The 13,264-nt window shown below is 59.4% G+C and carries 12 protein-coding genes and 1 pseudogene; 3 read left to right on the top strand and 10 right to left on the bottom strand.

Annotated features, from left to right (window positions below; genetic code table 11):
• Positions 1-151 precede the first annotated feature (151 nt).
• The 4 genes from FN369_RS04680 to FN369_RS11650 all read right to left on the bottom strand — a co-directional run bounded on the left by FN369_RS04680 (position 152) and on the right by FN369_RS11650 (position 2,733).
• On the bottom strand, positions 152-874 hold the full coding sequence (locus FN369_RS04680; RefSeq protein ID WP_142525041.1) for a hypothetical protein: 723 nt from the start codon (positions 872-874) through the stop codon (positions 152-154).
• Between the two features lie 138 nt (positions 875-1,012).
• Positions 1,013-1,558, bottom strand: coding sequence for a DUF4276 family protein (locus FN369_RS04675; RefSeq protein ID WP_142525040.1), 546 nt, complete (start codon positions 1,556-1,558; stop codon positions 1,013-1,015).
• On the bottom strand, positions 1,559-2,572 hold the full coding sequence (locus FN369_RS04670; protein WP_142525039.1) for an AAA family ATPase: 1,014 nt from the start codon (positions 2,570-2,572) through the stop codon (positions 1,559-1,561).
• A complete protein-coding gene (locus FN369_RS11650; RefSeq protein ID WP_142525038.1) occupies positions 2,542-2,733 on the bottom strand; it encodes an AAA family ATPase in 192 nt (63 codons plus the stop codon). Before FN369_RS11650 ends, FN369_RS04670 begins: the two co-directional genes overlap by 31 nt.
• On the opposite strand from FN369_RS11650, the gene FN369_RS04660 reads away from it, so the two are divergent.
• Positions 2,732-3,187 (top strand): hypothetical protein, encoded by a 456-nt coding sequence (locus FN369_RS04660; protein WP_142525037.1) that lies wholly within the window; start codon positions 2,732-2,734, stop codon positions 3,185-3,187. The genes FN369_RS11650 and FN369_RS04660 overlap by 2 nt on opposite strands.
• Here FN369_RS04660 and FN369_RS04655 read toward each other — a convergent pair.
• Entirely contained in the window at positions 3,184-4,119 is a 936-nt protein-coding gene (locus FN369_RS04655) for a cupin domain-containing protein (RefSeq protein ID WP_142525036.1), read from the bottom strand. The two genes, FN369_RS04660 and FN369_RS04655, sit on opposite strands and share 4 nt — an antisense overlap.
• A 139-nt stretch (positions 4,120-4,258) precedes the next feature.
• Here FN369_RS04655 and FN369_RS04650 point away from each other — a divergent pair, with 139 nt between their 5' ends.
• Entirely contained in the window at positions 4,259-4,963 is a 705-nt protein-coding gene (locus FN369_RS04650) for a FadR/GntR family transcriptional regulator (protein WP_142525035.1), read from the top strand.
• Between the two features lie 39 nt (positions 4,964-5,002).
• Here the strand turns inward: FN369_RS04650 and cydB are convergent, their stop codons facing one another.
• From cydB to FN369_RS04630, 4 genes are all read right to left on the bottom strand, one after another.
• On the bottom strand, positions 5,003-6,043 hold the full coding sequence (gene cydB / locus FN369_RS04645) for a cytochrome d ubiquinol oxidase subunit II (RefSeq protein WP_142525034.1): 1,041 nt from the start codon (positions 6,041-6,043) through the stop codon (positions 5,003-5,005).
• 10 nt (positions 6,044-6,053) lie between these two features.
• Positions 6,054-7,379 carry a cytochrome ubiquinol oxidase subunit I gene (locus FN369_RS04640; protein ID WP_142525033.1) on the bottom strand — a complete coding sequence of 442 codons (1,326 nt, stop codon included), beginning with the start codon at positions 7,377-7,379 and terminating at the stop codon, positions 6,054-6,056.
• 230 nt (positions 7,380-7,609) lie between these two features.
• Positions 7,610-9,526: a potassium transporter Kup gene (locus FN369_RS04635; protein WP_142525032.1), complete on the bottom strand. Its 1,917-nt coding sequence runs from the start codon at positions 9,524-9,526 to the stop codon at positions 7,610-7,612.
• Positions 9,527-9,941: 415 nt separating this feature from the next.
• Positions 9,942-10,469 carry a hypothetical protein gene (locus FN369_RS04630; protein WP_142525031.1) on the bottom strand — a complete coding sequence of 176 codons (528 nt, stop codon included), beginning with the start codon at positions 10,467-10,469 and terminating at the stop codon, positions 9,942-9,944.
• Between the two features lie 588 nt (positions 10,470-11,057).
• On the opposite strand from FN369_RS04630, the pseudogene FN369_RS04625 reads away from it, so the two are divergent.
• Positions 11,058-12,929: pseudogene (locus FN369_RS04625) on the top strand (cytochrome c oxidase subunit I).
• 148 nt (positions 12,930-13,077) lie between these two features.
• Here the strand turns inward: FN369_RS04625 and FN369_RS11310 are convergent.
• The coding region (locus FN369_RS11310; protein ID WP_218580006.1) for a hypothetical protein at positions 13,078-13,264 on the bottom strand (187 nt) is incomplete at its 5' end.

Genomic DNA, 13,264 nt, shown 5'->3' with positions numbered 1-13,264 from the left:
CGGCGCGCGGTCGAGCCGATGGCCGGCTTCGAGGTCGGAAAAGAGAGAAAGAAGTCGGTCCAGAGGTCCGTCGTTCAGTCCCGCGACAGGGGTCTCAATGTGCCAGGGATCGTCGACGATCTGCGTTGAAAAGGGGTTCATCTCCGTTTCGCTATGCCCTCTGCTCGAGTCGAACGAGGAGATGAGGTTGGCCATCGAGGGAGATTGCCGCTTCTCTCTCTTCCTCACTCGCCAGCGACCAGTCCCCGCGGGAGAGGTGAGCCCTGCCGGCACGGCTCTCTTCGAGGAGCCAAGCTTTGAGAGAGTCCAGAGGGGCCTGAGCGCGAGAGGCGAGGGCCAGAATCCTTACATTGAGGATCCTCCCCTCTTCCATCAGCGCCCGATAGGCATCGCAGACCCTCGCCGGGTCGAAGTCGCGGATCTCCGTCCGATCCCGCGACCCAAGCGCTTCTCGATGGGTGTAATACAAAGTTTTTCCTCGGGTGAGCCGAAGGAGGATTCCCTTTTGGACGAGCTCCTGGACTGCCTCCCGGAGGAAAAAGGCCTCTGCTTTGGAGCAGAACTTCCCGAGCTCCTTTTCCAGAAAGAGCCGAGCGGGAGATTGAGCGGCTCGCCGATCGATCGCCTCGACCGCTTGCCGGGCAGTCGGAGCACACCGGGCAAGAAAGTAGCGAGCTTTCGAGGCGGAACCGAGCCTCACGACCGCCCCTTGCCGAAGCAGCGCTTCCAGCGTCCCTCCAGCCTCGGGCTTCGCTGCCGGCGCAAGACGGCTTCGGGTTAAGCCCTTCGAGCCCGCCTTCCCGAGCGCTTCGACAATCCGCTTCTCCCAGTCGATCGTTGGTTTTCGGGGAGCGGCGCCTCCGGCCCTTTTCATCGTACTCGAGTCCCCGCTAGCGTAACGGCCCGAAAGAAACAAGTTTTTCTTCTTCTCGCTCTGTCGCCCTCGAGGGGAAGCGCGGAGAAGGCGCGCGGGGTCTATTTCTCCACTTCGGCTGACGACGATCGGCGGTCCTCAGCGGGCGATTTGCCCTACGGCCTTCTGCAACTGGCGAAAGCTTGGGCATTGGGCGCTGACCGCTTCGATACAGAGCTCTGTGGCAATCCTCCTGGCCGCCTCTGGAGTGTAGTTCTGGTTCGTTTGGGAAAAGAGCCTTTCAAGACGGTCTTTTGGACCGGGGAGTCGCTCCGGTTGTTCGATCCGGGCTTCCCTTTTGGATATTCCCACGACCGAACGAAGGGCATTCGGGTCGGCGAGAAGCCAAGCTTCGAGCATCGGAACGGCAACCACGCATTCGACCGGGATCCCGAGAGATGCTTCTTCCACTCGTCTTTCCATTTCTCTCCTTCGCCGGTTGGGGTCTTCCTGCTCCGCGTCGGTGATCCAAAGAAAGGAGTTCACGTTCTGCTGCTCGACTCGGAGAATTCGGATCGCCTTGTGGAGAGAACCTCGGGATACGGTGCGCACCCGCACCCTCGGGCCGTCGCTCAATCGTCGATCTAAGACGCCCAGAGCGGCTTTGTCGTACTCCCCGTCTACCAGGAGTCCGATGTCTGGCACCTAATCCTCCAAGGAGCCTGAAGAGAGCAGCTCGCCCAGGGAGATTTCCTTCCGGGAGAGAAGATCGGAAAGCTCCTTTTTTCGAGCCGGCCGTCGAATCCGCGTTGCTCCATTCTCCTTGCAGGTTAGGAGGAGGTCGGCAATGTCGACTTGATCCACTAGGGGCAGCGAATGTGTGGTGATGATCAGTTGCGCGGCATCTGGTCCTAGTTCGCTGCGGTACTGGCGATAGATCTGGGTCAACGTCTCGAGGAGACTCCGGTGGAGAAAGTTTTCCGGTTCTTCCACGCAATAGAGGGGAGCCCCGAGTTCCTTGGGAGCTAGCAGGAGGGAAAGAAGCGCCAGGCAGGCCAACTCCCCATCGGACATCTGCGCCAGGGTGATTGGCGCTCGGGAGAGGAGATGCTCTTGAATCGCAATCCGTATTCCGCCCACGCCCTGCGGCGGTTGCATGACGATGTCTTGAATATCAGGGAAAAGGTCGGCGACGACTTTTTGAAATCGCTTGTAAGAGCTTGGACGACTTTGCAGGGTAAAAAGCCAGGCCGATAGATTCTGCCCGAACTCTTGGAGGTACCGGGCCTCCACTGCCACATTCGGCTGTTTCATGAACGGGGTCGGCAAAAGACGATAAAACCGCCAGCCGCTGATGAACTGTCGGAGCATGGTTCCTTCGAAGTCGAGAAGGTTGATGACCTCGAGAAGCGACTGGTCCGAAGGAAATTTTCCGCTGAGGCCGCGAATCGAAATCGTCTTGGCCACGCCTCTTTCAAGATCGAAAATTGTCTTCTTTTGCCCCTTCTCCTTACGGACGAGATACTCCCGCTTCACTTGAACGACCGGCGAAGAAAAACTTCCTTCGAGAAAAAGACCATATTCGTAGCGGAGCTTCTCTCTCGATTCGGATCCGAAGCCGTCCATCTCCAGAATAATATCGAGCGAAGGATCCGAGCTGCCTTTCCAGCAGAGCTCCGCCATTCCCCCTAGCTCCAGCACCGCTTGAACCAGGCCCACGCCGGCTGGGGGGCTGCCAAAGCCCGCAGCAAGAATCGGAGTGCCACGAGCAGGTTGCTCTTTCCAGATCGATTTGGGCCGACAAGCACGTTCGTCGACCGGAGGGGCAGATTCAGTTCCGGAAAGCTCAGGAAATTCCGGAGACGAATGCGTCGAATCATGGCATCTGCGGATGTGCGGGCCGATCTAGGAAAGACGATAGGGTTTACTCTTTCTCCCTGGCAAGGAGGATTCCTCGGTCTAGGTCCGGACCGATCGGAGAAACGGCAAAAGGCAGGGTTCCCATCGAACCTCGATCGTTATCCAAAAAAGGAGCATGGACAAGAGAAGCTGATGATCGATTCCCTCAAGGTCGACCGCTTCGCTGCAAACCATCGTTTCCTCCGCGTTTACGCCGCTCCCTCAATCTTCCATGCCAGCGACTTGCAGGAGTTCCGGCACGATGCGAAACGGATTGCCACATCGGTCGAGAAAATCTGCTCCGCAGTGGAAGCCGTGGCGCTGTCGGGTGCAAGCGATCCCGCTCGCCAGATCCGGGCTCACCGCGTGGCGGAGAAGAGCGACAAACTCTGCCGGGAGGCAGCGCCCCGGCCTCTTTTTTGTTTGCCCTTTTAGGTAAACCGGATGTCAAGCGTCCGGAGGTAGGTGTGGAGCCCCGCATCCTGGATGGGCAAGATGAAGGCGGGGCCATCGGATGCATTCACATGCTCATGCCAAGAGCCCGGCGGGGTCACGAAGGCGGAGCCGGTCACCCAGTCGACTCGGAAGGCCTCTCGAATCGATCCGTCAGGCTCGAGATCCCGGCCGACGTTCGTATAGACGCCCGGCCTCCCCTCGACGACGAAGTCGAGAGCTACCGACTGGTGGCGGTGGGGCTTCTGGCGCGTGCCGGGCAGAATGACCCCGAACATCGCCCACAAGCAGTGGGTCACGGTCCTCGTCTGCCGAAACTTCCGGTTTGCCAAAAGAACGCTGATCCGGTTCCTTCGGGCCGCTTCGGGATCGGCCTTCGCCTTTTCGAGTTCTTCCCGAATCGACTCTTTGCGGAAAAGAATGGGTTCAAAGCGGCTCTCCCTCTGCGCCACCCCCAAATAGGAGAGAAGCGGGCTGTCGTTGACGACGTAGAAACGGGTGTCCTTCGACGCACGGTGGACCGATCGCACCCCTGGAAGGACGAAGATGTCTCCTTCTGCCCAGGCGATTCCTCCCCGCACGGTGTCGGTGAATCCCGATCCCTCGATCACATAATAAAGCTCGCTTGTGGCCTGCGGGGAAGTCGCCAACGACTCGCCCCCGCGAATCCGCGCGAAGCTCGCCAATAGACTGGGACTGGTTGCCGGGTAATCGGTGCCGAGCTCCCCGGAAAGATCCAAGGGAAAGAGGCCGGTCTCCTCTGTCCGGTAGACCTCGGCAAGGAAGTGTCGTATCGGAATCGGGGGCATGGTGCCAGCGACGATCGGATCGGCCGCCTGGCTGTATTCGAAGAGGACCGCTTCCCTTTCCAGCTCGGCTTCCGAGAGGAGTTCCTGCGTCTGTTCCCCATTCATGGTTTCCCCTTTTCGACCATCACCGCTCGCTTCGCTCTTTCCGGCCAAGACCCCATAAGGGCCATAATGAACGTTTAGTCCAAAATATCATGAACCAATAGTCTAGCAAGATATTCCAAAAACGGTTGAAGATCCTTAATTGGTATACTATTGGTTCATTGTAACGATCGTCATGCCCAAGCGTGTTGCCGTCGAAATCGAACGCTCTCTCCGAGAGCGTCTTGCGTCCGGAGAATGGGCATCGACGGGTCGGCTCCCCACCGAGCGGCGGCTCGCCGCACACTACGGCGTTGCCCGCAACACGCTCCGCAAGGCGATCGAGGGATTGGTCCGGGAGGGGAAGATCTTCCGTCACGTCGGCCGAGGGATCTTTGTGAACCGCGAGCCGAGTCCGATCGAGCAGATTTTCCACGTCCTGCGCGATGTCTCCCCGGCCGATCTTCTGGCGGTGCGGCAGATCGTCGAGCCCCAAGCGGCCGCCTTAGCCGCTTCCCATGCGAGCCGCGCGCAGATTGAAGCAATCGCGGAGGCGCACCGGATGGGCTGCGAAAGCGGAGAGATCGCGCTCTTCGAGCAGTGGGATGCGGAGTTTCATCAGCGGATCTTCGCTGCGACCCGGAATGAGCTTTTGTTCGCCATCCACCGGCTTCTGTCGCTGATCCGCCAGCAGAATGCTTGGATCGATCTCAAGCGGGAGAGCTTCGGGGAGGAGCAGCGGCGCAACTATTGCCGCTCCCACGCGCGGATCTTGGAGGCGTTGCGCCGCCGGGACGATGTCGCCGCGGAGCGGGAGATGCGGCTTCACCTGGAAGAGACGCGGCAAGCCCTCTTCGGTCGGCATTAGCCGCGGATCGGAGAGCTTCCCAAAAGAGAGCGCGGGCGATCAATACTCCTCTGCTCGGCCCTCGACCTTTCCCCGAAAGCTCCAATACGAGACGAAAGTATAGAGAAGGATCAGAGCAACGCCGATCCCAAACCAGAGCAATCCCGAGCGAAGCGTCGACGCGCTCGCCGCCGCGTTGAAAATCGTCAGGCTTTGGGAGCGTTCCAGCGAAGAGAGCAAGAGGTAAGGGTAGAGGCCGACCGCGGTCGCTCCGATGGTGGAAAGAAGAAAGAACGAGGAGCAGACAAACGGGAGAAGCTCTCTTCCCTCTCGGAGAGAAAAGAGAAGAAGCAGCAGGGAGAGGGCTGAAAGGGCGAGGAAGGCCGCCCCGAGCGGGTGGTGCCAGCAGCGCCGGAAGAGGAAGTGGTGTGACGAAAGGAGGAGGACGACCGAAAGCGCGACGAGGGCCGCTTCCGCTTTCCAGAGGCGTCGCGTCGCCCGCTTGAGCTTTTCCTGCAGCTCTCCCTGCGTCTTTAGGATCAGGAAGGTGCCCCCGTGCCGGCTGAGGCTGACCACGGCGAGGAGGCTGAAGAGGAGCGTCAGCGCATCGAAGATGCCGTGACGGGAGGAAGGGACGAAATAGGTCCACAAGGGCAGGAACCAGCTTCGCTTCCCGTCGATCGGGACTCCCGTCACGAGGTTGCCCAGAAGGGCCCCGAGAACCAGAGCGGCTAAGAGGCTTGCCAGGAAGAAGATGGCGTCCCAGAAATTTCGCCAGAGGGGATGGGCGAGCTGGGAGCGGATTTCGATGGAGATCCCTCGAAGGATCAGTATCCAGACGAAGATCATGAAGGCAAGGTAGAAGCCGCTCAAGGCGGAGGCGTAGGCCTTGGGAAAAGCAAAAAAGAGGAGGCCGCCGCTTGCGATCAGCCAAACCTCGTTCCCGTCCCAGATGGGTCCGATCGCTTTGTAGAGGTTCCTTTTCTCCTCTTCCGTCCGGGCCAGAAAGGGGAGGAGGATCCCGGTGCCGAAGTCGAACCCGTCGAGGATGATATAACCGCTCAAAAGGCCCACCAAGAGAACGAACCAGAGGGTTTCCATAGGAATTCGGCTAAGATGCCTCTTCCTCCGGCGGCCCTTCGAGAATGCGCTTTCCGAGCAGGAGGGCGAAGAGGAGGCCGAGGAAGAGGTAGAGGCCGAGAAAACCCAAAAAGGTAAAGAGGGCGTTGCCCGCGTTGACCCCGGGGGAAGCGCCGTGGGCGGTGCGGAGCAGGGAGTAGACGAGCCAGGGTTGCCTGCCGGCTTCCGCTGTGACCCAGCCGGCCGTGGTCGCAATATAGGGAAACGGGGCCCCGAGCAAGATCGCCCAGAGGAGCCACCGAGTCCTCTCCAGCCTCCGGTTGGGAAGGAGGAGGCCCGCGGTGACCATGATGGCGACGAAGACCGTCCCAAGCCCGACCATGATGTGGTAGGCGTAGTAGACGAGCGGGATGTTGTCGGGCCAGTCGCTTCGCGGAAAACTTTCGAGGCCCTTCACGTCGGCGGCGAAGCGGTGATAGGTGAGAAAGCTCAGGAGCTTGGGCACGAGGATCGGGTTGTCCAGCGATTCGGACTCCAAGTTGGGCTGGCCGATCAGGATGAGGGGAGCCCCTCTTTCAGTCTTGAACAGCCCCTCCATCGCGGCCGCTTTCGTCGGCTGCCAAGCGAAGACCTGCTGGCTCTCGCGATCGCCGGTCGGAAAGATGACCAGCAGGGTGCTGAGCAGTCCTAGGATCACGCCCCACCGCAGGAAGTAGGAAGCCGCCTCTCGGTGGAGGCCGCTTAGGAGATAGAAGGCTCCGACCGCAGCGACGACGAAGGAAGCGGTGACCACCGAAGCGGCCATGTTGTGGGCATATTGGTGGAAGGCCCAAGGGTTGAAGAGGAGGGCGCGGAGGCTGGTCAGATGGGCGATCCCGTCTGGTCCGACTGAGAAACCGACCGGATGTTGCATCCAGGCATCGGCCAAGATGATGAAGTAGCCCGAGAGCCAGGTTCCGAGAAAGACCATCCAGGCGGCCAGCAGTTGGAGCCCCTTGCCTACCCGTTTCCTTCCGAACAAGAGGATGCCGAGGAAGGAGGATTCGAGGAAGAAGGCGAAGGTGCCTTCGAGCGCTAGGAGTTGGCCGACGGTCTCCCCGGAGAAGCGGGAGAAGCTCGACCAGTTGGTTCCGAATTCGAACTCGAGGACGATGCCGGTCACCACCCCGAAGACGAAGGGGATTGCGAAGATCTTGCTCCAGAATCGGAGCGCCCGATCGGCCAGAGGATCCTTCCGAACGATGGCCGAAGTCTGAAAGAGGGCCAGGAAGAGGGCGAGCCCCATCGTCAACTGGGGAAAGAGATAGTGAAAGCCTACCGTGAAGGCGAACTGGAGCCGGTCATAGATCAGGGTCATGCAGCTCTTTACCTAAGGGAAAGCCTCGGGGAGATTCGGAGGCCCAACGGCTTTAGGCTAAGCAATCGGGGAGCGATTGCGCGATCCAAAAGTAGCCCTGCCTCTTTCCTCGCGGAGTCGGAAATCGTCGGAGGGCCCATCAGGAGGAGCGATGGGGCGACCGAAGGAATCGATCCGCTTTCCGCTTCGGCCGGCCTCGACCGTCGCCGAACGGCTCCTTCCCGGAGCACCTAGGCGGTGAGGATCCTTTCCCCGGGCGAGGGAGGGGAATCCTCGGGCGCCAGCTCGATGACATCCCCGAGCTCCATCACTTGGTTGGGAGGGAGTTGAAAAAAGTCTCCGGCACTGGCCGAAAGGCGGAGCATGAGGGCAAAGAGCCGTTCGCGCCAGAAGTCCATGCCCGCCCTTGTGGTAGGGATCACCCTCTGACGGGAGAGAAAGTAAGTAATATCCGTGGGAGCGTCGGGGAGGCCGAAGCGGGGGCCGGAGGCGAGTAGAGCCGGGATCTCCGGCCGCTCCATGAACCCGTATCGGGCGGTGAGCCGATAGAGCCCTTTGCCATATTCGCGAAGAGCCACCCGCTCCTCGGGGAGTATGCGCGGCTCTTCCTCGAAAAGAACCGTAAGAACGATGACTCGCTCGTGGAGAATCTTGTTGTGCGCGAGATTATGCAGGAGCGCATGGGGAATGCCGTGCGCCCCCGAGGTTAAGTAGACCGCCGTTCCGGGCACCCGGATAGGAAAGGAGGGAGAAAGGGTCTGCACGAAGTCGGAGATCCGGACCGTCTCCGGATAGAGCTTGCGCACGAGAAGAGCGCGTTCTCGATGCCAGGTAGACATCCCTGTGAAGACCGCCAAGCCGACCGCTAGCGGGAACCAGCCTCCCTCCGGGAACTTGAGCAAGTTGGAGCCAAAGAAGAAGAGATCGAGGAAGAGGAAAAAGCTGAAGAAGAATGCCGATTTCCCCAAAGACCATTTCCAGCTCCGGCGGGCGACGAAGACGACCAGGATGGTTGTGAGCATCATGGTGCCGGTGACCGCAGTTCCGTAGGCGAAGCTCAAAGCGGCCGCGGAGCGGAAGGTCAGGACGACGAGGACCACCGCGATCAGTAGGAGCCAGTTGAGGGTCGGCAGATAGATCTGCCCCCGCTCCCCTTCCGAAGTATGGATGATGGTCAGGCGGGGCAGATATCCGAGAAGCGAGGCTTGCTGCGTAGCGGAATAGGCTCCGGAAATCACCGATTGCGAAGCGATGACGGTCGCGATCCCGGATAGGACGACCATCGGAAGCGTCGCCCATCCGGGAAAGAGCTTGAAGAAAGGATTTTCGATGGCCTTCGGATCCAGATCGAGGAGGGCGCCTTGGCCGAGATAGTTGACGGTCAAGGCTGGCAGGACGACGAAGGTCCAGGCCGCCCGAATGGGCCGAGGGCCGAAGTGGCCCATATCGGCATAGAGCGCCTCCGCACCGGTCACGGCGAGCACGACCGCCCCGAGGACCGCAAAGCCGCCTAAGCCATGCAGGGCCAGGAAGCGGAGCGCAAACCAGGGGTTTAGGGCGAGCAGGATCTTCGGATCGGCCGCGACCCAGCGGAGACCCGACCCAAAGAGGAGCAGAAACCAGACCAACATGGCGGGTCCGAAGAGGTGGGCGATGGCCGCCGTTCCTCGGCGTTGGACGAAAAAGAGACCGATGAGGATGCCCAAAGCGAGGGGGATGACCCAAGGTTTCCAGAGGGGAGAGGCGACTTCGAGACCTCCGGTGGCCGAGAGGACCGAAATCGCCGGAGTGATCACTCCATCACCATAGAAAAGAGCCGCGCCCAGGAGGCCGATCGCCAGGATCCCTCGGCGCATGCCTTCGGATGGCCCGCTCACGCGGGACGCCAGAGCGGTCAAGGCCATGATTCCCCCTTCGCCATGGTTGGCCGCCCGCATCACGACCCACGCGTATTTGACGCTCACGACGAGGATGAGCGACCAGAAAATGAGGGAAAGAATCCCCAGAAGGTTTTCCGTGCCGGGGCTGAGCGAAAGGGCCGAGAGGCAAGCGCTGAGGGTGTAGAGAGGACTGGTGCCGATGTCTCCGAAGACAACGCCGAGGGCGGCGATCGTCAGCAGAGGCATCGGTTCCTTACGCACGGTCATCGATCTTCCGAATGGGGAAAGTAAGCAGGACTCCTTGACGAAGAACGAATCTATTTTTGTCGGCTTGGGACTCTCTCTCCGAAGGCTGGCGGAAGCTTCCGGAGGGAAAAACGCGCCGGTGGCCGGTCAAGCGGAAGCGAAAGATCGGATCGAGCCTCGAGCGGAGCGCCTGCACCCGTCGCGTTCCCCTCTCTCCTCGGAGAAGCAGTGCAGGGGGAGCCGCATGCTTTACAAACTCGATCTTCTTCGTCCTTTCCCGACCCGCCGAAGCGGGCCCGAGAAACGGCACCCGCCTCCATTGCGTCTGTGACGGGGCCCTTCCTCCGCTCGCCTTCCCCGCCCGAAGATCGTTATGGGCGCGCCCGCAGGGGGGAGAGCGCTCCCATTTTCAACAGTGCCCGCGATGCTTGGCCGGTCACCGTTCCTTTCCGCTTCGGCCCGTGTCGCGCTGGAAGAGTCGCCGGATATCGACGCCGTAGGAGAAAAAGGCGAAGGCGCTGAGGGTGACGATGACCTGGAGGGCAATGAGCCAGAGCAGAATCTCGTTGAATCGTTCCCGGCTCGAACCGAGGACGCTGTGGAGGGCCAATGCCGTCAGGACGACCGCTACGGTGAAGAGCGCAAGGAACCATTGGTAGACGCGGCCGCTTCTAACACGCTCCGCCAGCGCCTCTTGGTCGAGTGGTCCCGGCTCCTCGGCCGAGATGCGCGCCTCGAGCCGGGAGCGAAACCTGCGCAAGCCGAACCAAGCGGTGCTGGAGAGCAGAGCCAATGCCGCATCCCGCCAGGGTAAGATCCCCATCGCGTCCGACAAAGAGGCATGACGGAGGGTGAGCCACAGGGCTGCGCCGAACGAAAAAGCGGATGCGGTCGCCACGACGAGCACTCCCCATCCGGCCAGGGTCGTCAAAGCGGCAATCGCTTTCGTGCCGTTGTTCATCATGTCGGCTCCATCAAGACGCGAACGGCTTCCTTGCGGCAAATCCGCTTTCGAGCGTCGCCTTCGCGTGAGTATGCTTTCCAAGTATGCCACCGAAGGCCCAAGCGGGAAAGGATCCTCCGCCGGCCTCTTCCGCCAGCGATTCGGGCTGCGTGGCTGCCGCGTTAGGAGTCGAACCGAGGTTACCCAGATCGTTTGTCTCTTGACGAAGTTTCCTCGCGAGCGGAATCGGATCCTGTAAAAAAAAGCTCATCTTCTCCCGCTTTTCTCCCAGCCGCCGGTCTTGGTAGCCATGGAGCCAGGAGAGGAAAGTCCTGGCATTCCCCATCCATGAGTCATGCCGCTGCTCCATGGAGGGAAGGCCAAGCCCATCGTTGGCCCGATAAACCGCGAGGCAAGGTCGCTCCCCATGCCTCTCTCCGAAGGCGATCCGGGGAGGGTCGTGAATGAGATTGGCACGAATCTTGTTTTATGACAAATTGAATAGAAAGTCGTTGTCGGTCCGGACAGAGACGACTCTATTGTGTGGACTGGGGCTTTGGATTGCGGTTCGGTCCCGAAAATTCCCCAGGGAGCAGGGGGTACGCCACAATGAAAGAGCAGCAGGAAAAAAGAGCAGAGCCGTGTGAAGCCAAGGGGGCGATCGCTTCGGCTCCATCGGATCATCCTGGGCATCCGGTAGAACTTCCTTGGTGGAGGCGATGGGTGTTTTCGACCGATCACAAAGTGATCGGCATCCAATACATGATCACCTCGCTCCTAGTCGCTCTTTTTGGTTTCGGTCTCATGATCGTCATGCGCTGGCAGCTCTCCTTCCCCGGGAAGCCCGTACCAATCATCGGTCCCCTCTTGAGTGGGATTTTCGGAGCCAATATGGCCCCGGGGGGAGTGATGACTCCGAACCTCTACAACTCATTCGGAGCGATGCATGGAACGATGATGATCTTCATGGCGATGGTCCCGGCTCTCTTTTCCGGCTTCGGCAACTTCGTCGTTCCTCTACAACTGGGCGCTCCGGATATGGCCTTTCCCCGCCTGAACATGGCAAGCTATTGGACGTTCCTCGTGGGTATCCTGATCATGCTCGGAAGCTTTCTGGTTCCCGGAGGGTCGGCGAAGTCCGGTTGGACCTCATATGTCCCCTTGGCCGACATTGTAGACACGGGAATGGGATTCGAGCCGATCCTTAATGGGTAGACCCTTTGGCTGATCGGGATGGTCTTCAACATCACCGGCTCCCTGCTTGGGTCGATCAACCTCATCGCCACGATCTTCCAGCTTCGGACAGCGGGCTTGGAGTGGATGCGCCTGCCCGTCTTTGTCTGGTCCGAATTAGTCACCGGCTTCCTCTTGCTCCTTTCCTTCCCTCCGCTCGAATCGGCGGCGATCCTGCAGCTCATGGATCGGCTTTTTGGCACGAGCTTCTTCTCTCCCGATGGCTTGATAGTCGGGGGCCGCCATTGGCCGGTGAGCGGCGGCGGATCGGCACTACTTTGGCAGCATCTCTTCTGGTTTCTCGGTCATCCCGAAGTCTATATCTTGATCCTGCCAACGATGGGGATTGTAGGAGAAGTGATTGCAAACAACACTCGGAAGCCTTTGTGGAACTACAAATGGCTTGTCTACTCCATGCTGGCAATTGGGGTGTTGGGCATGCTGGTCTGGGCCCATCACATGTACATGACCGGCATGGGACAGGGTGTGACGATCTTCTTCCAGTTTTTTACCACGGCGATTTCCGTCCCGTCGATTCTGATTGGAACGATTCTCCTTTGGTCCCTTTGGGGTGGATCGATTCGCTTTTCGACACCGATGCTCTTTGCTTTGGGTTGGTTGCCGATGTTTGGAATGGGAGGTCTGACGGGAATACCCATGGGCTGGGCCACGGCGGACCTGGTGTTGCACGATACCTATTATGTGATCGGCCATTTTCACTACATGATGGCTCCTGCTGGGATCATGGGACTTTTTGCCGGACTCTACTATTGGTTCCCAAAGGCAACGGGCCGCATGATGAATGAGTTTTGGGGCAAGGTCCATTTCTGGATGACGATCCTCTTTTTTAATGGAATCTTCTTTCCAATGTTGATCCAGGGTTTTGCTGGAGTTCATCGACGTTGGTATGATGGAGGAGCCGGTTGGCAAATGGCCCAGCACGTTCTCTGGCTTAACCATGTTATGTCGATTTCGGCATGGATCTTGGCGGTGGGGCAAATCCCATTTATTGTCAATTTCTTTTGGAGCATATGGCGAGGAAGGAGAGTGGCGTCGGATAATCCGTGGCAGGCGACCACGCTTGAGTGGGCAACGCCCACTCCTCCCGGTCATGGAAACTTCCTCCACCCAGTGAAGGTTTTTCGTGGACCGTACGAGTACAGCGTTGCCGGGGCGGCTCGCGATTACCTGCCGCAGTGGGAGCGAGAAGAAAGCAAGCTTCCGGATCGAAAGACCGCGTCGATTTAACGCAAAGGAAGCACAAAACTTTCGGGCCAAAGAATGGTCAATGGTTTTTGGTTCCTTAGAAACATTCTGAACAAGTTCTGATTTTGCTGCCGAAAGCGCACGCAGAGTAGAGAGGAAAGATCGATCGGCCTTATCTATTTTGGGAATCCTACCGGATGGGCAAGCAGGGCAAGACTCGGATCCCGGCCCATTTGACTCGATTGCATGCGGAGATTCGGAAAGCGGTGGGAGCGGAAGGGAAAGCCATTGGTTTGTGCCGGAGGACGGGAACTTCCAGGAGTGTCGGATTGTGAGGGAGGAGCAGTTCTGCAGTATGGAGTTTCTTCGATTTTGCG

This window comes from Methylacidimicrobium cyclopophantes, assembly GCF_902143385.2.
Lineage (GTDB): Bacteria > Verrucomicrobiota > Verrucomicrobiia > Methylacidiphilales > Methylacidiphilaceae > Methylacidimicrobium > Methylacidimicrobium cyclopophantes.
This window is presented reverse-complemented; position numbering and strand designations above follow the sequence as displayed.